This window comes from Metallococcus carri, assembly GCF_011440275.1.
In the GTDB taxonomy this organism is placed as follows: domain Bacteria; phylum Actinomycetota; class Actinomycetes; order Actinomycetales; family Dermatophilaceae; genus Metallococcus; species Metallococcus carri.
Genome location: NZ_JAAOIV010000005.1, coordinates 157,463 through 178,043 on the forward strand (window position 1 = coordinate 157,463; position 20,581 = coordinate 178,043).

The following is a 20,581-nucleotide window of genomic DNA, read 5'->3' on the forward strand; positions in this document are numbered from 1 at the left end:
AGTGCGATGTGGCGCAAGGCCGTGGTCATCGTGGCGACGTTGGTGCTCCTCCTGCCGGTCGCAGGGCTCGTGGGTCTGGCCGCACTGTTCGACCCAGCCGTGGCGCAGGCCGCCACCTGCGCCACCAACGCCAGCGACAACGCGAACAGCAACGGGAGCGGGCCGTCGGGTCCGTCGCTGTCGGTCTCTGGGACCGTCCCGCAGAGCCTGACCGCGACCACCGCGGATGGCCAGACGGTCACGCTGAATCACACGCAGTTGGAACGCGCGGCGGCGATCCTCGCGACCGGCAACAGCGAGAACATCGACGCCAACGGGCAAGTCATCGCCCTGATGGCCGCGCTCACCGAGTCCACCCTGCGCGTGCTGTCCAACGTCGGTGCCTACCCCGACTCCGCGAACTACCCCCATGACGGCGACGGCCACGATCACGACAGCCTCGGGCTGTTTCAGATGCGGCCCGCGTCCGGCTGGGGGTCGGTGGGGAATCTGATGGACCCGATCTGGTCGTCCAGAGCGTTCTACGGCGGACCGGACGGCCCCAACCACGGCAGCCCGGCCGGACTGTTGGACGTCCCCAACTGGCAACAGCTGTCGCTCGGCGCGGCAGCACAGGCGGTCGAGGTCTCCGAGTACCCGGACCGGTACGCGAACTACCAGCCCGTCGCCGAGAAGATCGCCAGCACGCTTACCGGAGTGTCCCTGACCGGCGGCAGCCAATGCCTCACCGGTAACACCGGGACCAACCCTCCAGGGGACCTGCCGCCAGGATTCGCCGGCAAGTTCATCAGCGCGGCGGAGAAAGAAGTCGGCCTGCCCTACGTGTGGGCCGGCGGCACCTTCACCGGCCCGTCCGGCATTGGCTCGGACGGACGCGGCCCCGGCTTCGATTGCAGCGGCCTGGTCATGTACGCCGCCTATCAAGCCTCGGGCGGGAAGCTGCGGCTGGCGCACTTCACCGGCGACCAAATCCACGACGGCACCTCGGTCGCCTGGAACGACAAACAGCCCGGCGACATCATCTTCTACACCTACCAAGGTGAAACCGTGCCCCACCACGTCGTGATCTACCTCGGCGGCAACAAGATCGTGCAAGCACCCCAGACCGGCGAGAACGTCCGCTACGGCACCCTGTCCGAGTTCAGCGACGAGATCACCACCGTCCGTCGGCTTGCCTAGCTCGGATGGGTTCGGTGAACCCGGCAGTCGAACAACGGCCTGCGCACGGCCTCCGCTGCCCGCAATGACGGCTGCGGCGGCGGTGTAGCCGCGGTGAAACGTGATCGAAATTCGTATTCAGGTGCGCAGCTATGGCGTGGCCTGTCCGATCGCGAGGAGGTTGCCCTCGCTGTCGCGAAAGAACGCGCCGCGCTCTCCGCGTCCTTTGCTCGGATAGTTGCCACGGACGGTCACGATAGGCCGGTCCGTCTCGAAGCGATCGACGTCGACCTCCTCGAACCGAACCCCACGCGCCTCAAGCTCGGCGACCACCTGCTCGATGTCCTCGACCTCGAAGCCGATCTGCGTCGAGGTGCCCGACGCGCTCCCCGAGGAGGAGAACAGATGGAACTCGGTCGCCCCACAGACGTACCGCAGCCCGTGCTCGCGTTCCTCGACCGGCTCCAGCCCGAGCCGGTCGCGGTAGAAGCGACGGGCGCGTTCGAGGTCCTGGGCAGGGAGTTTCGTCACCACGTGTGCGGCATCGAGCGGCCCCGTCATGTCTCATCTCGCCTTCTCGCCAAGCCGTCCAGCAGCGCCAAGGAGCGGCGCCACGCCAGTTCGGCCGCCCTGGAGTCGTAGTCGGGCAGATGGGGATCGATGAAGAAGTGCTCGACGCCGGCATACGTGTACAGCTTCGCATCGACTCCGGCCGAGGCGGCGCTGTCGCGAAATGCCGTGAGCTGTTCCCGCGGGGCGAAGGGATCGTCGTCGGCCACATGGAGCTGGACCGGTGTGTCGCGGGGGACGCCCCGGGGCACCGAGGCGGGAGCGTGTAAGAGGATCACGCCGGCCGCGTCAAGCCGGCTGGGCCACAGACTGCCGACCACCCCGGCGCCCATCGAAACCCCGAAGAGCACCGTGGCTGGCGGGAGGTCGCGCACGGCCGCCTCAGCGCGCGACACGATCGTTTCCCAGCCGACGCGCTCCATGAGCGCGAACCCCTCCTCCCACGCCGGGGGTTCCCCGCCGCCAACAGTCGCCCCCGCGAACAAGTCGGGCACGAGGACGCGATAGCCGCAACCGCGCAACCGCGCAGCCGCCGCCCGCTCGACCGGGCGCAGACCGAACATCGAGTGAAACAGGGCGATCGTGACCCGCTCTGCGATCCCGCGCCGCACGCCGGGAGCGGATCTCGCACTGTCGGCCCGGTCGCCGCGACCGGTCAGCGAACGCACCTCAAGTACCTTACGCAGCCGCGCTCGGCGGCACCGCGAAACTCGTCCGGTCGACCGCACGCACGCCATCGCCCAGCTCAGGCGGCGGGTACGCATCTACATTTGGGCTCCTGCGGGTGCCATGATGACGTAATGCCCGACGGTCCGGTGATCCATTCGGTCGGCGCCTCCGGGGGCGGCTTCATCCGGTTATCTCCGGGCCGGCGTCGATGGCTGACGTTTGTCCGCCGGTCAGGGCTGTTCATGGTCCTCGCTTGGCTGGACAACTCAGTGCCCGGTTTCCGTGGCCGCTTAGGCGCCCTTTACCTGCCCCGACGCCCGACCGACGGCTAGCTTTCGCCGCAGGACGCCGTGCCACGTCACGTGGTGACCAGGGGCGGTGGCGAGGAGGCCGGGCAAAGCACGCGAGACCGGTGGGAACCTCCGCTGCGGCACCCTGTCCGAGTTCGGCGGCGTGATCACTCACGCTCCCTTGGCTAGCGCGGTGCATCTGCGAAGTGGCTACGCGGCGCACCTGACGGGCGTGATCAGTTCAACCGCGCTCCGCTCGCTGGCGTCCACCGTGGTCGCGACGGGCGTGTACCCGAACTTCGGCGGTATCGGCGGTGCCGGCGACCTGAAGACGGTGATCGGCGCGCTGATGACGATCGTGCTGGTCGTGGCCGTGCTGATGATCGTCGTCTGCGCCGCCACGTGGGCGGTGGCGTCCTCGCACGGCAACTACGGGGCGGCGATGAAGGCACGCACGGGCTTGCTGGTTGCTGTCGGTGCCGCCGCGTTGGACGGGGCCGCGATCGCCTGGTTGAACTTCCTGCTCGGTATCGGTCCCACCCTGTAGCCGGTCCCTGCCGCAGTCCTTGCCGCCGCGCGGAAGACCACGCGCACCTGCGGGGTGAACCCCGCCAGCAATCCGGCGCTCTCACCGGTGGTGTGCGGGTCCCGTGCCGCTGCAAGGAGCCCCACTGATGATCTCCGTCCTTCCCGTGACCCACCTGGTCGCCGCCATTCCGATCGCGGCTGGGCCGATCAACGTCAACCCGAACGACAATGGGCTGCCCGGCATCGCCGCGCTGCGCACCATCGTCGGCGCGGTCATGACGGTCGGCCTCATCCTCTCCGTTCTCGCGCTGATCGTGGCCGCGGTGGTGTGGGCATTCGGCAGCCATTCCGCGAACCCACACCTCGCGACCCGCGGCAAGACCGGCGTCTTGATCGCCTGCGGCGCAGCGATCATCACCGGCGGCGCGGTGGCGTTCATCAATTTCTTCTGGAACGTCGGCCAGGGAATCTAGGCGGATTCCAATGGGTGTCTGCAATGTCCCGGTCATCTCCACCGTCTGCCACGTCGCCGGTAAAGCCGCCGCGACCGTGGTCTCCGCCCCGTTCGACTGGATCGCCCAAGGCGTCGGCAACGCCGCTGAGTGGATGTTCAAAGGCGTCTGGCAACTCTTCGACAGCACGACGCTCGTCGACGTCACCGACCCGAACTACCTGAAGGTCTACGACGTCCTGTTCGGGATCGCCGTCTTCCTGATGCTGCTGTTCTTCCTCCTGCAATTGCTCACCGGCCTGATCCGCCGCGACCCCGGCGCGCTGCACCGAGCAGGGATCGGGCTGGCGAAATCCGTGCTCGGGTCCTTTCTCGTCATCACCGTCACCGGTCTGGCGTTGACGATCGTCGACGAGCTGTGCGTCGGAATCATCCAGGCCACCGGCACCACCCTGGACGAGATGGGCGGCAAGATCGCCGCCCTCGCCGCCGGGATCGGCGCGATCAGCTTGTCCGCGCCGGGAGCCGGGGCGGTCATCATCATCTTCCTCGGCTGCCTGGCCATTACCGGCGCCGCGATCGTGTGGTTCAGCCTGTTGATCCGCAAAGCGTTGCTGCTGGTCGCGGTCGTCCTGGCCCCGATCGCCCTGTCCGGGCAGTCGTGGGATCACGCCCGGGGCTGGTTCAGCAAGTGGGCCAGCTTCGTCGTGGCGTTGATCGTCTCCAAGCTGGTGGTGGTCGTGATCTTCCTGGTCGCGATCAACCAGATGAACGCCCCGCTGAACCTGGACTTGTCCTCGATCTCCAATCCGGTAGCGGGGATCGTGTTGATGTTCGTCGCGGCTTTCGCGCCCTATATGGCCTACAAGTTCATCTCCTTCGTCGGCTTCGATTTGCACCACGCCATGTCGGCCGAGAGCGAGGCCAAGGGGGCGATGAACCGGCCCATCCCGGTTCCTGTCCTGCCGGGACTGTCCAACGCGCGCAAGGTGTTGGGTGGCGGCTCCAACGACAGTGGCGGCAGCGGCAGCGGCAGCGGTGGCGGTGGCGGTGGCGGTAGCGGGTCGCCCCCACCTGGCGGTGGCAGTCCGGTCGGTGGCGGCAGTGGTGATGCCGCGGCTGGTGGTGCATCCGAGGCCGGCGCGGGTGAAGCAGCCGGTGCTGCCGGCGGCCCGGTCGGGTTGGCCGCAGTCGCAGGAGCGCAGGCCGTCACTGCGGCGGCGAAAGCCGGACCGGAGACCGGCCGCGCGGTGGGGCGGGCCGCCGAGGAGCACGCCGACGCGGGCCAGGCTGCGGCCGGCCAATCAGCTTCCGGCGACGGGCCGAGCGGGTCGAGCCGGTCGGGGTCGATCCCGGTACCACCTGCCCCGGCGACCCCTGCGTCCGCAGGATCGACACCCACACCGACCAGTAGTCCGTCGAGCCAGTCCGGCCAGCCAGCGCCAGCCGCGCCGACCGGCGGCACGGCCCCGCCGCCGGTCCCGGCGCCGTCCGGCCCGGACGCGACGAGTCCGCGCGAGCAGCGGCCGTCTCCGCCGCCGGCAGCGCCACCGCGCCCAGGGCCGTCCCCGTCCGAGGGTGACCTGTGATGGCTGGCGAGCAGAACCCCGACCGTGGGTTGGCGCCGGTCAAGTTCTCCCGACTGACCCGCCGTGGGCTGTTGCTGGGCCTGTCGCTGCCGCAGGTGATCGTGCTCGGCCTCGGCGCTGCCGCGCTGATCGGCGCGCTCTACACGGCTGGCGGCCAAGGGCTGCTGCTGGCCGGGCCGGTGTGCGGGCTGTGCGCGCTGCTGGTCTGGGTGCCGATCAGCGGTCGCAAGGCGATCGAGTGGATATCGCTGGCCGGCCACTGGGCGCTGCGCGTGGTCCTCGGGCAGACCGTGTATCGGTGGCGGGTCACCAAGCCGCGCCCGGCTGGAACCCTCGCGCTGCCCGGTGACGCGGCGGCGCTGCGTCAGTACCTCGACCCAGACACCGGGGCGGTCATGGTCCACGACCCCCACCGCGCGACGTTGACGGCGCTGGTGGAGGTGACGCATCCGAGTTTTATTCTGCTCGACCCGGATGAGCAGCAACGCCGGGTCACCGCCTGGGGACGGGTGTTGGCCACTGTCTGCCGGTCCGGGCGCATCGCCCGCCTACAAGTGCTGGAACGCACGGTGCCCGACTCCGGGACAGGGCTGGAGCAATGGTGGGCTGCCCACGGCACCGACGATGGCTCGTGGGTCGCCCGCACCTACGCCGAGTTGATCGAGCGGGCCGGGCCGACCGCCGAGCGCCATGTCACCACGCTGTCGCTGTCGTTGGATATGAAGGCGGCGGCGCGGGCGATCCGCTCGGCCGGGCATGGGATGCGCGGTGCTGCCGCTGTGCTGCGCGCGGAAATGCGCACCCTCACGACGGCACTGCGGGCGGCCGACCTCACGCCGAGCGCGTGGTACGCGCCCGGCCAGCTCGCTGTGCTATTGCGCTCGGCCTATGACCCGGCGGTGGCGGCAACGCTGGAGCGCAGCGCGCTCGGCCGGGACCTGGCCACCGCGGGGCCGGTGGCGGTTGAGGAGACCTGGGACCGGCTGCGCTCGGACTCCGCGTACCACGTCGTGTTGTGGGTCAGCGAGTGGCCCCGCTCGCAGGTCTATCCCGGCTTCCTGGCCCCGATCCTGCTGTCGTCAGGGGTGCGGCGGGCGTTCACGTTGCTTTACGACCCCGTGCGCGCCGATCAAGCGGCGCGAGACATCCGCAAGAAGAAGACCGGCTACCTCTCCGACGCCGCCCAACGCGCGAAGGCCGGGCAGATCGAAGACGCCGAACAGAACGCGGAATACCGCGACGTCCTCCAGCAAGAAGCCGACCTTATCGCGGGGCACGGCGTGCTGCGCGACATCGGTCTCATCGCCGTGAGCGCTCCGACCGTGGACGAGCTGGACGCCGCGGTCGCCGCGCTCGAACAGGCCGCTGTCCAAGCCTCTTGCGAAACCCGCCGCCTGGTCGGCCAACAAGCCCAAGCCTTCACCGCCGCCGCCCTCCCACTCGGCCGCGGGCTCTAGCCACACCGGCCGAGGACGACTGGAGAGGGTCGCGCACCTGAACGGCAGACCACCGATCTGTCGTTGAAAGGCGCCGGCCGCTGATGAATCCCCGCACTGACAAGAAGCTGTACTCAACCGTCCTGGTCGGCCGGGCAGGCCAACACCGCCGCGACAGGCGCGCGGCGCGCCGGGCCGCCGCCCACGCCTACGCCGCCGACGCGGCCGAACGCAAAGCAGCCGCCAAAGCCGACGCGGACGCCGAGCGTGCCGAGCGGGCGGCCATCACCTACCTGCCGCGCAGCGGCGACCCCGGCCCGGCCGCGCTGCGGGCATGGCGGCGATTCAAACTGCCGTCCCACCAAGACACCAGCGCCACCCTGGCCGGGGCATACCCCTTCCTGGCCGAGGGCGGCCTGGGTGGCGAGGGCGTGTTCGTCGGCCAGGACCTCTACTCCGGCGGCAGCTTCGTCTACGACCCCTGGGTCCTCTACCAACACGGGCTCATCACTGCCCCCAATGTCGTGCTGGCCGGGATCGTCGGCGCCGGCAAGTCCGCGCTCGCCAAAGCGCTCTACACCCGCTCCATCGGCTTCGGGAGAAGGGTGTATGTGCCTGGCGACCCGAAAGGCGAGCACACCCCAGTTGCCCGCGCGGTCGGCGGTCAAGCAATCGTGCTCGGCCACGGCCTACCCAACAGGCTGAACCCCCTCGATGCCGGACGACGCCCCTCGGGCATCTCGGACATCGAGTGGGACGCGATGGTCAGCGCCCGCCGCCGCGACCTGATCGGCGCGCTCACCGAGACCGTCCTTGGGCGGGCGTTGACGCCCGTGGAGCACACCGCCGTCGACATCGCCCTCAACGCCGCCGTCGCAGGATCGCAGACACCGATCCTGCCGATGGTCGTCGACCACATCCTCAACCCCGACGCCGGAAACGACGCGCGGCTGGCAGAGGACGGCCGCAACGTCGGTCATGCCCTGCGCCGGCTGGTTGCCGGAGACCTGGCCGGCATCTTCGACGGACCCTCGACCGTCGCGTTCGACCCCGACCTGCCGATGGTCAGCCTGGACCTGTCGCGGGTCGCGGAGAACAACGCGCTGATCTCCGTGCTGATGACCTGCTCGTCGGCGTGGATGGAGTCGGCGCTGCTCGACCCGAATGGCGGGCAGCGCTGGGTGGTCTATGACGAAGCCTGGCAGCTCATGCAACACCCCGCCCTGCTGCGGCGTATGGATGCCCACTGGCGGCTCGCTCGCCACTACGGGATCGCGAACATGCTGATCTTCCACAAGTTGAGCGACTTGGACAACGTGGGCGACCAGGGCACCGCCGCGCACGCGCTGGCTACGTCGCTGCTGGCTAACGCCGAGACCCGGATCATCTACCGCCAAGAGTCCGACCAGCTCGGCACCACGGCCACGACGTTGAACCTGACCGGCACCGAGCAGAAGATGCTGCCCCAGCTCGGCACTGGGCAAGGGCTGTGGCGGATCAAGGACCGCTCCTTCATCGTGCAACACCAGCTCCACCCGGACGAGTTGGCCGTCTTCGACACCACGGCCCGGATGCGGGCCGATTCCCGCAACCTCACGGCGCCTGAAGGTGAAGTCGCGTGACTATATGGATTCAGAGCCTGACTGCACGGTGACGGGGACTCGTCGAGCGCACAAACATGCGCCCTCTACAGCCTCGTAAAGATCATTCCCGTACTTGTACTCGTACGGCCTGAGCGGCAGTGAGGCTCATGTCGAAGCTGGCGTCGCCCACAGCGACGCCGATCGCAGCCGCAGCTTTAGACACTCGATTCACGCGGATGTGCGCGCCGACGACGATTCCCCGCTCTTCGAGGTAGCGCAAGATATCCGGTGATCGGTCAGAGACGCGGGCAACCGTAGCCTCCGACCCGGGCAGCGCGTCGCTCAAGATAGTTGTGTCATCGACCAACACGCGGCCGTCCGCAGTAGGGATCGGGTCGCCATGCGGGTCCGTCGAGGGATGGCCAAGGGCGGCGTCCATTCGTTCGAGGACGAGGTCGGAGACGGCGTGTTCGAGCCGATCAGCCTCGTCATGTACTTGATCCCAGCCGAGTCCGAGCTGCCGCATGAGGTAGGTCTCGATGATCCGATGCCTACGCACGATCTCAACAGCTACCTGACCCCCTACGCCGGTGAGCTCAACCACGCCGTACGGCTCGTAGTGAACGAAGCCGTCACGGGCGAGCTTCTTGAGGTTCGCGGACACCGTAGACGGTGTTACGCCCAGCCGGGCGGCCATGTCGGTGGTCGAGGGCTGACCGCCGGGCCACTCGTACGCCTTCCAGATCAGCGTGAGGTAGTCCTCGACCATTCGGGTGACTGCGGGACGCGCCATTCGCCTCATCCTACGAAGCCACCCCTGCCGACGTCCGAGCCGGTGCGGTCTGAGCGCGGCGGAATGGCGCGGCCAGGGTAGGCAGAACCTCGCGGCGGTGCGCGATCAGGAATCCGATTGCGAGGAGCGCCTGGGTGGCGCTGAGCACGTACCGCCCGGTGGTGTCCGTGATGGCGAACTGCACTGCGAACAGGACCGCGAGGCCGATGGCAACCTGCCAGCGGAACCGGAGCGCGAGGATGATCGCGACACCCAGCAGCGTCTGCGTGGCAGTGAGGGTGAACTCCTCTATCTGACGAGCGTCCAACGGCAGCGCCGTGGACCCGCCGCCGGCGAAGTGCGCGATCGGTAGGGAGCCGACGAGCAGGCTCCATTGGTTCACCTTCGACGCGATCAGGGTGCCAATGGCGGCGGAGCCCATGCCGCGGGCGGCGAACATGACGGCGATGATGAACTCGGGCGCTTCCGAGGCGACCGGGGCGAGCCATTGCACGAGGAAATAGCTGTCGATGCCCAGTGCAGAGCCCGACGCGACCAGGGCCTCCGCGAACGGTTCCGCCGACAGCAGGATGATCGCCGCCGAGACGACGAATAGGGAGATCACCGTGGCGCGGCGAGGCCGGGTGCTCATGTTCGCGATCAGCGCGGCGGCGCCGACGAACTCGTCTTCGTCGTCCTCGTCCTGGGTTTGACCGGCACGCCACAGGTAGAGGCCGAACACCATCACGAGAACGATGCCAAACCACATCGGGATCGTGCCCAGCAGCGGAATCGCGAACGCGACCACGGCAAGCAGGGCAAGAAATCCGATGTCGAGACGGCTCTCCTTCGGGAGGACAAGGAACCGGGGCGCGCGGGTACCGGCGCGAGCTGCGGCCCTGCGGGCGACAAACAGCGCCACGAGTACGACGAGCGGCCAGCCGAAACCGAGCAGGAGTCGATTCGAGCCGGTCATGTTCGCCGCCGCATAGTGCAGGTAGGTCGGGTCAGAACCGGACCGGAACGCGTAGTACAGGTCGACGGCGTACTCGGGGAGCACGGCGATCAGCGCGAGCAGTGCGATCGCCAGTGCACCCGAGATGTCCTTCTGCGCAGCCTCGGCCGCCCAGGCGAGGAGAAACGCGGCAGCGACGACGGCCGCGCCGAATACCACCATCTCGATGACCGGCGCGAAGGATAGGCCGGTGAATCGCAGCACGAGGGCGGGGGCTGCGATGAGGACGCACAGGACGACCCGGCGGATCAGTGCAGCGGGCATGAGGAAGGCTCCTGGAAACGCGCCGCACCCGGAGACTCCGGCCACGACGAAATGGCCGAAGGTCTCGTTCGCCCAAACGATGCGGGGTGATGCGCCGGGCTCGTCCCTTATGACGGCCAGCATGTCGACACATCGCTGGCAGCCGGGTGGCTGCCAGGAACTACTCCCCTTCGAAAGACAACCCTGACCCAACCGGGCTGGGTGTGTCTACGCACACCTGAATGTTTGGTTTCTCAAACATCCTTGGGAGTTCCGAGAGCCGACTGCGCCTAAGGTCTACGGCCGGGGACGCGCACCTCATGGGTATGAGTCGCGCGCAAACAGACGCGGGTCTTGAGGCCGCGTGATGTCGCGCCACAGCGGACCCGATACCCACCTAGACCCCCCGTCGGCGGTACCCGCAGTGCTACCCGAGGTGGTCGTCACGATCGACGATGCCGGCCAGGCGCGGATCGTCATTGACAGCGGCGAGCGCAGCGACCTCGGGAACAGCGGCGGGCCGGTCGACCGGCGCGGGCTCGGCGCCGCGCTCACCGCAATCGCCGAACAAGCCGGCGGCCCCATCCGTGTCGAGGTGCGCGAGCACGACGGGTCCCGCTACGCCGACATCCTCCAACCCCGTACACCTGAGCCCCGGGAGGACGACGAACCGGCGCCCGCCCCGACGGGAGACGGGCCGGTGCTGCGGGGCGAGGGGTTCCTGCCGGGTGAACCGGTTCTGGTGGCGGTTGTCGCCACGAGCATTCCCGCCGACGCCGACGGCGCCGTACGGCTGCCGGTTTCCCCGAGGGTGCCTCGTCGGGTCGATGAGTTGATCCTGTTCGGCACCGGCTCGGGCACGATCGTCCGCGGAACGGCCCCGGCACGCTCGGCCCGGTCGAGCCGCCGGTGGCCCCGGCGACAGCGGTGACTGGCCCGGCCCGGCCGGGCAACGACACTGCGATCAACCTCGGTTTGGGCGGCATCGCCGCTGTCGCCGTGTTGGCCGGACTCCTGCGCGCCTCGGGCAGCATCGCCGCCTGGCTCACCGGCATCCCGCAGCCCACCGCAAACCTGGGGTCGGGGCTGGCCGTACTCGCCCACCCAGTCCACCCCGCGGCGGCGTTGCACGCACCGGGTCTGAACCCGATCGCTTACTGGGCTGTCGTCGCGGTCCTGCTGCTCGCCGCCAGCCTTGTCGGTTGGCTGGCCGTGCGCCTGGTCCGCGGCAACCATCCAGGCAACGACCCTCGCCGGCGAGCCGGCCTGGCCACCGGCATCGAGATCGAACGCGTTGCCTCCGGACGAGCGTTGCGTCGCCGCGCCGCCACCCTGCGCCCTTCGCTGCACCACCCAGCTCCGGCCGAGGTGGGGTATCTGCTGGGGCGGGCGAAGGGCCGGCAGGTCTGGGCGTCAGTCGAAGACTCGATGCTGTTGATCGGCCCGCCGCGCTCCGGTAAGGGCCTGCACATCGTGATTAATGCGATCCTCGACGCGCCCGGCCCGGTCGTGACCACGTCGACTCGCCCGGACAACCTCACCGTCACCCTCACCGCCCGTCAACGCATCGGGCCGGTAGCGGTGTTCGACCCGCAACGTCTCGCGGCCGGATTGCCGGCCGGGCTGCGATGGTCGCCGGTCCGCGGCTGCGACGACCCGCTGACCGCGATGATCCGTGCCGCCGGCCTCGCGGCGGGTACCGGACTCGGCGGTGGCGGCGTCGAGGGCGGCGGATTTTGGGAAGGGAAGACTGCCGGGGCGATACAGACGTTGTTGCACGCCGCCGCCCTCGACGGACGGGATGCCCGCACGTTGTATCAGTGGGCGCTGAACCCGACGGCGGCCGCCGATGCCGTGCACATCCTCCAGACCGACACACGCGCGGCGGAGGGGTGGGCGGACTCGCTGGAATCCATGATCGACTCCGACCCCCGCACTCGCGACTCGATCTGGCAAGGCGTGGGCCTCGCCTTCGGTGCGCTCGCCGATCCCCGCGTCCTGGATGCGGTGACCCCGAGAGAGGGCGAGGACTTCGACCCTGACGCCTTCCTCGGCGAGCACGGCACTCTCTACCTGCTGGCGACCGGTGCCGGAGCCGGCGCGAGCGCCGCGTTGGTGGCCGCCTTCATCGAAGACCTGACCGAGACCGCCCGCCGTCACGCCGCCCGCTCACCCGGCGCACGTCTCGACCCACCGCTACTGCTGGCCCTGGATGAGATCGGCAACCTCGCGCCCCTGCCCTCCCTGCCAGTCCTGATGGCCGACGGCGGCGGCACCGGCATCACCACCGTGACCGTGCTTCAGTCAATGGCGCAGGCACGACAGAAGTGGGGCGAGAACCAGGCCGCCGCGATCTGGGACGCGGCGATCAGCAAGATCATCCTCGGCGGCGCCTCGCACAGCCGCGACCTGCAAGACCTCTCCACCCTCATCGGAGAGCGGGACGAGACCACCGACTCCACCACCACCGACGCCACCGGCGCGCGGTCGCATCAACGTTCGATCCGCCGGGTGCCGATCCTGCCCCCGGACGCGCTGCGCACGATGCCGTTCGGTACCGGCACCATCCTGCTGCGCGCGGCCCCACCGATCATCTCCGACCTACGCCCGTGGACCGGACGACCCGACGCCGGCCAGCTGACCGCGGAGCGTCGCGAGATTGAGCACGCCCTCCGCCGCGCCGCGGTGTAACTCCACCGCGTAACTCCACCGCCACGACCCACCCACCTCCCGGCTGGGACCCGTCACGTACCTGCCCGGTAGAGCGCCGATCCACCGACGCGACACCACAGGAAGCGACGGAGGCAACCGTGGACATCAAGACCTCACAGTCCATCAACGGGTTCATCGCCACCGACCCCAAGCTCACCTTCAGCGAGCAGGGACAGGCCCGCTTCTACGCCCGGGTCGGGATCAACCACTACCAGCGTGAGGACGACGGCAGCTTCACGAAGCTGGACCCCAGCTACCACGACCTGATCCAGTTCGGGAAAGGCGCGGAGCTATCCGCCGAGCGGTTCCGCAAGGGCGATGACTTCCTCGCCCAGGGCTACGTGCGCGACTACACCCACACGGTCAACAGCGAACAGGTCACCGACCAGCAGTTCGTGACCAGCCGGATGAGTCACGACCCGAACACCACCACCTACCAAGTGCAGCGCCGGACCGGCAGCAGCCGGGACACACCCGCCGCCGACCGCGACCCAGTCGCCCGGGACGGGCGCACCGTCGCAGACCGGCCGACCGTTGGCGCTTCCCGACGCGACCAGCTCCCGCCGCCAGCCCCAGCCCACCCCGCTCCGGCGCCCGCCGGGCAGGACGGCCTCAGCCGCTGACCTTCCTGCACTCCGCTATCGGCCTCCGAGCGACGTCGACTCCCGAGAAGGACCCACCGACCATGACGACACCACCTTCCGACCAGCCCACCGAAAGCGGCGCTGACGAGGAGTTCCAGCCCGTACGCGACGAACCCGACGAGGTCACCGCGCAGGCACCGAACGACGACACCGGCCGTGACGACGACCTCGATGACGGCGAAGACACCGCTGAAACGGCTGTGCCGCACCCGGTCAACTGGCGTTCGCTGACTGCCGAGGACGCCGAGTACGAATGGCTGGCCCTCAACGAGTGGGTCGACTGGCTGCGACACACCTTCGGGCTGCCCACCTCGGTCATCCCGCCGTACTGGCACCACCACCCCGAGCTGGTGTGGGAGCTGTCCGCGCTGCACCTGCACTGGCTCGGCGCCTACGACCCCGCCCAGCACGCCTCAGCCCCGATCGGCTGGTTGGCCGACTTCCACGCCGCCCAGCAGCGGCTACGCGAATGGGTCGCGCTGTCCGGCACCCGCCTGGACCGCGACCGACCCACCCGCCAGACCACCTGGCCCGGCGAGGACGCCGAACCGGCCGGCGCCGAAACGCCGATCACCCATCGCGATGAGGACTTCGTGACCTTCGTCATCGCCGACGTCAACCGCCGCGCCGAGGCCGAAGCGGAGTTCCTGCGCGCCGGACAGGACGAGTAGCGCGGGGACGGCCGTACCAGCGCAAGACCGACTACCGCCCCTACCACGAGCGGCAGTTCAGCATCCGCGCCGTGCACAGGGACCCGCCCGACCTGCACAAGCTGGCCGCGGCCTACTTGCGCTACGCCCTGGTCCGCTACGAGCGGGCACGGGCCGAACGCGAGCAGCGCGAACCGCAGCGCGTCTCGCTCCCGCAGGTCGAAGGACCGGTAGACTAGACGTAACGCCTTCGCACCCAGCGTGTGAGGTGGACAGGCAATATCAAGACCCCGGCGCTACGGCGCCGGAACGTCGGAACCCAAGCTGGCCTTGGGTGCTTTCTCTCTAGGACTGTTTCACCGCCGCACACGGCGAGGGCGCGCCACCGCAGTCCAGAGAAAGAGCGCCAGCATGTGCCGCACCGATCAGTCCCCCTCATCCGAAGGCGACGACCTGACCGCCGTCGCCTACCTCCGGGTCGCCTCACCCTTCCCTGCCGACCAGAGCGCTGCCGTCGACCGGCAACGCGCCGCGATCACCCGTGCGGCCGACCGGCTCGGCCTGACCGTGACCGAGGAGTTCATCGACCTCGGCTACTCCGGCATGAGCCGCGACCGGCCCGGCCTACTCCGGCTGCTCGACCGGGCGGCGACCGGCCGCGTCGGCTACTGCATCGTCGCCCAGGCCGACCGGTTCTCCCGCGACGCGGAGCACTACGCCGACATTGACCAGGCACTGTCCGACGCCGGGGTGGCGATCGTGGACGCCTCCCGCCGGCCGGGGGAGACGATCCGATGAGCCGCCCCAGCCTCACAGAAGTCCGAGCCATCGGTTCAACGTTCGCCGAGCAGGCTCCGGCCGCCCTGACCCCCGAGACTGTCCGCGAGCTGGCGGTGGCCGTGTCCTATCTGCGGGTCTCGACCAAGGAACAGGCCGAGAAGGGCGGCCAGGACGAGGGATTCTCCATCCCGGCGCAGCGGCAGGCCAACGCGCACAAGGCGGAGGCGATCGGGGCGCGGATCGTCGCTGAGTTCGTTGACGCCGGGGAGTCGGCCAAGAGCGCGGACCGGCCCGATCTGCAACGCATGATCGCCTACGTCAAAGCTCACCGGGTCGCCTACTGCATTGTGCACAAGGTGGACCGGCTGGCCCGCAACCGAGCCGACGACGTGGCGATCCACCTCGCCCTCCAAGCGGCCGGGGTCACGCTCGTCTCGGCCACGGAGAACATCGACGAGACCCCCTCGGGGATGCTGCTGCACGGGATCATGTCCACGATCGCGGAGTTCTACTCCCGCAACCTGGCCACCGAGGTCGTCAAAGGTATGACGCAGAAGGCGGCCACCGGCGGGACCCCCTCGAAAGCGCCGGTCGGCTACCTCAACGTCCACGTCCGCAACGAGATGGGCCGCGTCGTGCGCACCGTGCAGGTCGATCCCGACCGCGCCGAGCTGGTCCGCTGGGCCTTCCAGGCATACGCGACCGGCAACTGGACACTCTCCCAACTGCACGACGACCTGGTCGCCCGCGGGTTGACGATCCCGGCCACCCCGAAGCGGCCGGCCAAGCCGATCTCGCTGTCCTCGCTGCACCGGCTGCTGGCCAACCCCTACTACAAGGGCGACGTCATCTACCGCGGCGTCAAGTACGCCGGCAGCCACGAGCCGCTGATCGCGCCCGAGGTGTGGTATCAGGTCCAGAACGTGCTCATGGCTCATAACAGCGCCGGGGATCGCACTCAGCGTCACGACCACTACCTCAAGGGCAGCCTGTACTGCGGCTCATGCGGGTCGCGGCTGATGGTCTCCAACGCCAAGAGCCGGTCCGGGGACATCTACCCGTACTTCGTGTGCGCCGGTCGGCACCGCAAGGTCACTCCCTGCACCCGCGGGGCGATCCTGCTCGATGACGCCGAGCGGCTGGTCATCGACTACTACCAGCACAACATCGAAGTCCCAGCGCACGTCCGCGAACAGCTACGCGGGATGCTCGCCGCGGAGTTCGACCACCTGCTCGCCACCAGTGAGACCGAACTGGCCGAGCTGACCAGCCGGCGGGATCAGCTCGAAGCCGAGCAGACCAAGCTCATCCACGCCTACTACGCCGACGCCATCGCGCTGCCCGCCCTCAAACGCGAGCAGGACCGCATCAACGCCGACCTGGAGTACATCAACTCCCGGATTCAGGTCTTCTACGGCGACTACACGGAGGCTCGCACCGAGCTGGAAGACAGCCTCAACCTGCTCGGCGACGCCGCCGCCATCTACGAACGCGGCGACGACGAGACCCGCCGACTGTGCAACCAAGCCTTCTTCACCAAGCTCTACCTCGACGAGGACAACACGGTCCGCGCCGAACTGGCCCGCCCGTTCGCGATCCTGCTCGACACCGGCACCCACCAGCGCGCCCAAACCTGGGCCGACGACCCCGCCGCCTACGCGGGCAGCCTGGACACCCGCGAACCCATTTCGCTGGTACCAGGTTTGAACGTCGACGATCAGGTGCCCCCTGCAGGATTCGAACCTGCGACCTAGGGATTAGAAGGCCCTTGCTCTATCCAGCTGAGCTAAGGGGGCATGGCGGCCACGAGTCTAGGCGGAGGGTCGCCGGGAGCCCACGGCGTGACCACTGGCCGCCTACACTGACGCCCGTGACTCCGGCCGACGACCCCACCACCCTGCCGGCCGCGTTGCACCAGTTGCGAGCGGCGGTCGAGGCGACCCGACTGCCCCTGGACACCCCCGACGCACCGACGGCCCGCTCGGCGCGCACCGAGTTGTTGAACCAGCTCGACGACTACATCATCCCGCGCGCCTCTTCGCTCGACGCTCCGTTGCTCGCCGTGGTCGGCGGATCCACCGGCGCCGGCAAGTCGACCCTGGTCAACTCGGTGGTCGGCGAGATCGTCACCAAGCCGGGCGTGCTGCGGCCCACGACCCGCGCGTCGACGCTGATCCACAACCCGCGCGACGAGCGCTGGTTCACCGGGGACCGGGTGCTGCCAGGGCTCGCCCGGTTGAGCGGCGCTGACCAGGGCGAACAGGACCCGGCGACCTTGCGCCTCGTCTCCTCCGACAACCTGCCGCTCGGCCTCGCGCTGCTCGACGCACCGGACATCGACTCGGTCGTGTCGGCCAACCGCGACCTCGCGCGCCAGCTGCTGTCGGCGGCGGACCTGTGGATCTTCGTCACCACCGCGACCCGGTATGCCGATGCCGTCCCCTGGGATCTGCTGCACCAGGCGGCCCAGCGGGGCACGTCCCTGGCGATCGTGCTGGACCGCGTGCCGCTGGACGCCATGGAGGAAGTGCGCTCCGACCTCGCCGGCATGCTCGCCGACCAGGGTCTAGGCCAAAGCCCGGTCTTCGCCGTCGCCGAGTCCAAACTGTCCGCCGACGGCATGCTCCCGCTGTCGGAGGTGGTGCGCATCCGCGGCTGGCTGGGCTCGCTCGCCTCCGACGCGCATGCTCGCCAGATCGTCATCCGGCGCACGCTCGATGGCGCGCTCGCCTCGCTCGACCAGCGCGCGAACGCTCTGCGCAACGCCTCCAGCGACCAGGTCGCCGCGGTGCGGGCGCTGCGGCAGGCGCCCGAGACGGCATACGCGGGGGCGATCGAGGGTGTGAAGGAAGGCATGCGCGACGGCACTCTGCTGCGCGGCGAGGTGCTCGCCCGCTGGCAGGAGTTCGTCGGCACCGGTGAACTCCTGCGCCAGCTCGAAGCCGGCGTGGGCAAGCTGCGCGACAGGGTGGTCGCGTTCGCCCGCGGGCGGGGCAAGCAGGAGCCGGCCGAAAACCTCGGCGAGGCGCTGCACGAGGGTGTGGCAGCGCTGCTGCTCGCGCACGCCGAGACCGCCGCGATCACCACGGTGCGGCAGTGGCGGGCACTGCCCGGTGGTGCGCCGCTAGCCGACGGGCACAAGGAGCTGGCCGCGGTGTCCCCGGCCTTCCACGAGCGCGTCGAACGCCTGGTGCGCGACTGGCAGGGCGACGTGCTGCAGATGGTCCGCGACGAGGCGGGGGAGAAGCGCTCCACCGCTCGCTTCCTCGCCTTTGGGGTCAACGGCATCGCGGTGATGCTGATGATCATCACCTTCTCCGCCACCGCGGGCCTGTCCGGCGCCGAGATCGGCATTGCCGGTGGCTCGGCCGTGCTGGCCCAGCGGCTGCTCGAAGCGGTCTTCGGCGACCAGGCGGTCCGCACTCTGTCGATGCGGGCGCGCGCCCGTCTGCTCGAACGCACCAAGGAGCTGTATGACGCCGAGTCCGGCCGGTTCGGGACAGTGCTCGACACGGTGACCGAGGGTGCGACTGATCGCGACCTGCTCGGCCCCGCACTGCAGGGGGTGAACGCGGCCCGATGAGGTTGTGGACCAAGGACGCCAATGCGCCGGTCTCCCGCGAGGAGCTCACCCGGCGGGTCGACGCGATCGACGAAGCCCTGCGCGCCGGTGGCGACCGGCTGCCCGCCGACCAGGTCGAGCGGTTGCGCGCCATCCGGCAACGGCTGGGGGAGCGCACCGGCATCGCCGGCTCGCGCACCGTCGTCGCGCTCGCCGGAGCGACCGGCAGCGGCAAGTCGAGTTTGTTCAATGCCCTTGCGGGAGAACCGGTTTCGCGGATCGGAGCACGCCGCCCCACCACCTCGGTGACCGCTGCGGCGCTCTGGGGTGACGAGCCGTCCGCCGAACTCATGGACTGGCTCGGTGTCGGCGCACGTCACCAGGTGCCCCCCACTGCGCCGTATGCCGACCGCCTCGCCGGCCTTGTCCTGCTCGACCTGCCGGACTTCGACTCCAGGGTGGCGGCCCACCGTGCCGAGGCCGACCGCATCCTCGAACTCGCTGACGTCTTCATCTGGGTCACCGACCCGCAGAAATATGCCGACGCCGTGCTGCACGACGAATACATCAAGCGCATGGCGGGGCACGACGCGGTGACGCTGGTCGTGCTCAACCAGATCGACCGGCTGTCCCGCGAGGCCGTGCGCGCGTGTGTCGAGGACCTCGAACGGCTGCTCGCCCGGGACGGCCTGGGCAAGGCCAAGGTCGTCACCACCTCCGCGGTGCAGGGCACCGGGCTCGATGCGCTGGTGCGCGAGATCTCCTCGGTCGTCGAGCGGCGCAACGCCGCCGAGCAGCGGCTGCTCGCCGACCTGCGGCAGCAGGCCGGTGCGCTGCGCCAGCACGTGGGCGACAACGAGGCTGGCTTCGGCAAGGGCGCGACGAACGAACTCAACGACGCCCTCTGCCGCGCGGCGGCCGTGCCGCTGGTGGTCGATGCGGTCAAGCGCGACTACCGGATGGCGGCCGCCGGCAAGGGTGGCTGGCCGTTCACCCGCTGGGTCGGCCGGCTGCGGCCACGCCCGCTGAACCGGCTCGGGCTGGATCGCGTGGCCGGCTCGATGAGCCGCAGCGACCTGAAGATGGCGCTCGGCCGCTCATCCCTGCCGCCGGCGAGCCCGGCCGCGAAGGCCTCGGTCGACCTGGCCACCCACCGGCTCGGCGAGCGGGTCTCGGACGGCTTGCCCGGGCCGTGGGCGGAAGCGGTGCAGGATGCCGCGACGCCCGGGGACGAAAACCTGCGGGACGCGCTCGACAAGGCCGTCCTCGGCACCGAGTTGCGCGACAAGACCCCGGCCTGGTGGAGCGTCGTCGGTGCCCTGCAGTGGCTCTTCGCGATCGTGGCCATCGCCGGCCTGGTGTGGCTGCTCGTGCTCGTCGGCTTCAACATGGCCCAGATCCACGTCGGCGTGCCCAACCTGTGGGGCTGGGCGCCGGTGCCGGTGGTCATGCTCGTCGCCGGCGTGCTGCTCGGGCTGTTGCTTGCGCTCGTATCGCGCTGGCTGGCAGCCCGCGGCGCCGACCGTCGTGGCCGCAAGGTCGAGCGCCGGTTGCGCGAGGCGGTGGCCGAGGTCGCCCAGGCCCAAGTGGTCGAGCCGGTGCAGCAGGTGCTCGACGACCACCGCGTGGCGCGCGAACGCCTCGACGAAGCCACCCGCTGACCCTCCTACACCCGTAGTAGAGGAATCTGGCGGCTATAGCGACCACCGCTCGCTGACCCCTCCTGCACCCGTAGTAGAGGATTTCGGTTGCTATAGGACTGCCTCCGCGGTGCCTCGGCCGGCCGGCGAGCTTGTCCACAGGCGGTCCGATCGGCTAACTCGGGTTGTCCACATCCAGCCCCGGTCCCTCTGTCCTGCCGTGTGCCGAGCGGCGCACGCTGGCAGCCCAGCCGCGAGTGCCGCGGCCCGGAGCACAAGGAGAAGGACA

Annotated in this window: 19 protein-coding genes and 1 tRNA gene; 15 read left to right on the forward strand and 5 right to left on the reverse strand. The window is 69.5% G+C overall.

Features of this window, described 5'->3' with window-relative positions; translation table 11 throughout:
* Positions 1-6: 6 nt before the first annotated feature.
* Positions 7-1,179 (forward strand): C40 family peptidase, encoded by a 1,173-nt coding sequence (locus G9U51_RS17830; RefSeq protein ID WP_166196034.1) that lies wholly within the window; start codon positions 7-9, stop codon positions 1,177-1,179.
* Positions 1,180-1,308: 129 nt separating this feature from the next.
* Here G9U51_RS17830 and G9U51_RS08695 read toward each other — a convergent pair whose 3' ends face one another.
* Complete coding sequence (locus G9U51_RS08695; RefSeq protein WP_166196036.1) at positions 1,309-1,719, reverse strand: VOC family protein; 411 nt, start codon at positions 1,717-1,719, stop codon at positions 1,309-1,311.
* Entirely contained in the window at positions 1,716-2,396 is a 681-nt protein-coding gene (locus G9U51_RS08700) for a dienelactone hydrolase family protein (protein WP_207948147.1), read from the reverse strand. Before G9U51_RS08700 ends, G9U51_RS08695 begins: the two co-directional genes overlap by 4 nt.
* A 454-nt stretch (positions 2,397-2,850) precedes the next feature.
* Between G9U51_RS08700 and G9U51_RS08705 the strand changes: the two genes are divergently transcribed.
* The 5 genes from G9U51_RS08705 (at position 2,851) to G9U51_RS08725 (ending at position 8,313) form a co-directional block, all read left to right on the forward strand.
* Positions 2,851-3,234 carry a DUF6112 family protein gene (locus G9U51_RS08705; RefSeq protein WP_328823389.1) on the forward strand — a complete coding sequence of 128 codons (384 nt, stop codon included), beginning with the start codon at positions 2,851-2,853 and terminating at the stop codon, positions 3,232-3,234.
* 127 nt (positions 3,235-3,361) lie between these two features.
* Positions 3,362-3,688 (forward strand): DUF6112 family protein, encoded by a 327-nt coding sequence (locus tag G9U51_RS08710; RefSeq protein ID WP_166196038.1) that lies wholly within the window; start codon positions 3,362-3,364, stop codon positions 3,686-3,688.
* Between the two features lie 10 nt (positions 3,689-3,698).
* Positions 3,699-5,255, forward strand: a complete 1,557-nt coding sequence (locus G9U51_RS08715; RefSeq protein WP_166196040.1) for a conjugal transfer protein TrbL — start codon at positions 3,699-3,701, stop codon at positions 5,253-5,255.
* On the forward strand, positions 5,255-6,712 hold the full coding sequence (locus tag G9U51_RS08720) for an SCO6880 family protein (RefSeq protein WP_166196042.1): 1,458 nt from the start codon (positions 5,255-5,257) through the stop codon (positions 6,710-6,712). The genes G9U51_RS08715 and G9U51_RS08720 overlap by 1 nt, the downstream gene beginning before the upstream one ends.
* Before the next feature lie 83 nt (positions 6,713-6,795).
* On the forward strand, positions 6,796-8,313 hold the full coding sequence (locus tag G9U51_RS08725; RefSeq protein ID WP_166196044.1) for a TraC family protein: 1,518 nt from the start codon (positions 6,796-6,798) through the stop codon (positions 8,311-8,313).
* 82 nt (positions 8,314-8,395) lie between these two features.
* On the opposite strand, the gene G9U51_RS08730 is transcribed toward G9U51_RS08725, so the two are convergent.
* Both G9U51_RS08730 and G9U51_RS08735 read right to left on the reverse strand, forming a co-directional pair.
* Positions 8,396-9,043 carry a metal-dependent transcriptional regulator gene (locus tag G9U51_RS08730; protein WP_207948148.1) on the reverse strand — a complete coding sequence of 216 codons (648 nt, stop codon included), beginning with the start codon at positions 9,041-9,043 and terminating at the stop codon, positions 8,396-8,398.
* Positions 9,044-9,077: 34 nt separating this feature from the next.
* Positions 9,078-10,325, reverse strand: a complete 1,248-nt coding sequence (locus tag G9U51_RS08735; RefSeq protein ID WP_166196048.1) for a sodium:proton exchanger — start codon at positions 10,323-10,325, stop codon at positions 9,078-9,080.
* A 415-nt stretch (positions 10,326-10,740) separates the two neighbouring features.
* Between G9U51_RS08735 and G9U51_RS08740 the strand changes: the two genes are divergently transcribed.
* The 7 genes from G9U51_RS08740 (at position 10,741) to G9U51_RS08770 (ending at position 16,844) form a co-directional block, all read left to right on the forward strand.
* The gene (locus tag G9U51_RS08740) at positions 10,741-11,235 is read left to right on the forward strand and encodes a hypothetical protein (RefSeq protein ID WP_166196050.1); all 495 of its coding nucleotides are present in this window, start codon (positions 10,741-10,743) and stop codon (positions 11,233-11,235) included.
* 32 nt (positions 11,236-11,267) lie between these two features.
* The gene (locus tag G9U51_RS08745; RefSeq protein WP_328823395.1) at positions 11,268-12,995 is read left to right on the forward strand and encodes a type IV secretory system conjugative DNA transfer family protein; all 1,728 of its coding nucleotides are present in this window, start codon (positions 11,268-11,270) and stop codon (positions 12,993-12,995) included.
* A gap of 119 nt (positions 12,996-13,114) precedes the next feature.
* A complete protein-coding gene (locus tag G9U51_RS08750; RefSeq protein ID WP_166196052.1) occupies positions 13,115-13,639 on the forward strand; it encodes a single-stranded DNA-binding protein in 525 nt (174 codons plus the stop codon).
* A 62-nt stretch (positions 13,640-13,701) separates the two neighbouring features.
* Entirely contained in the window at positions 13,702-14,331 is a 630-nt protein-coding gene (locus G9U51_RS08755) for a hypothetical protein (RefSeq protein WP_166196054.1), read from the forward strand.
* Positions 14,332-14,402: 71 nt separating this feature from the next.
* On the forward strand, positions 14,403-14,549 hold the full coding sequence (locus tag G9U51_RS08760) for a hypothetical protein (RefSeq protein WP_166195719.1): 147 nt from the start codon (positions 14,403-14,405) through the stop codon (positions 14,547-14,549).
* Between the two features lie 172 nt (positions 14,550-14,721).
* Positions 14,722-15,108 carry a recombinase family protein gene (locus tag G9U51_RS08765; RefSeq protein WP_166196056.1) on the forward strand — a complete coding sequence of 129 codons (387 nt, stop codon included), beginning with the start codon at positions 14,722-14,724 and terminating at the stop codon, positions 15,106-15,108.
* On the forward strand, positions 15,105-16,844 hold the full coding sequence (locus tag G9U51_RS08770; protein ID WP_166196058.1) for a recombinase family protein: 1,740 nt from the start codon (positions 15,105-15,107) through the stop codon (positions 16,842-16,844). Before G9U51_RS08765 ends, G9U51_RS08770 begins: the two co-directional genes overlap by 4 nt.
* Here G9U51_RS08770 and G9U51_RS08775 read toward each other — a convergent pair.
* Positions 16,813-16,886 (reverse strand) — tRNA-Arg (locus tag G9U51_RS08775). The genes G9U51_RS08770 and G9U51_RS08775 overlap by 32 nt on opposite strands.
* A gap of 74 nt (positions 16,887-16,960) precedes the next feature.
* On the opposite strand from G9U51_RS08775, the gene G9U51_RS08780 reads away from it, so the two are divergent.
* Positions 16,961-18,673 (forward strand): dynamin family protein, encoded by a 1,713-nt coding sequence (locus G9U51_RS08780; RefSeq protein ID WP_166196060.1) that lies wholly within the window; start codon positions 16,961-16,963, stop codon positions 18,671-18,673.
* Positions 18,670-20,313 (forward strand): GTPase family protein, encoded by a 1,644-nt coding sequence (locus G9U51_RS08785; protein ID WP_166196062.1) that lies wholly within the window; start codon positions 18,670-18,672, stop codon positions 20,311-20,313. The genes G9U51_RS08780 and G9U51_RS08785 overlap by 4 nt, the downstream gene beginning before the upstream one ends.
* The last annotated feature ends 268 nt before the right edge of the window (positions 20,314-20,581 follow it).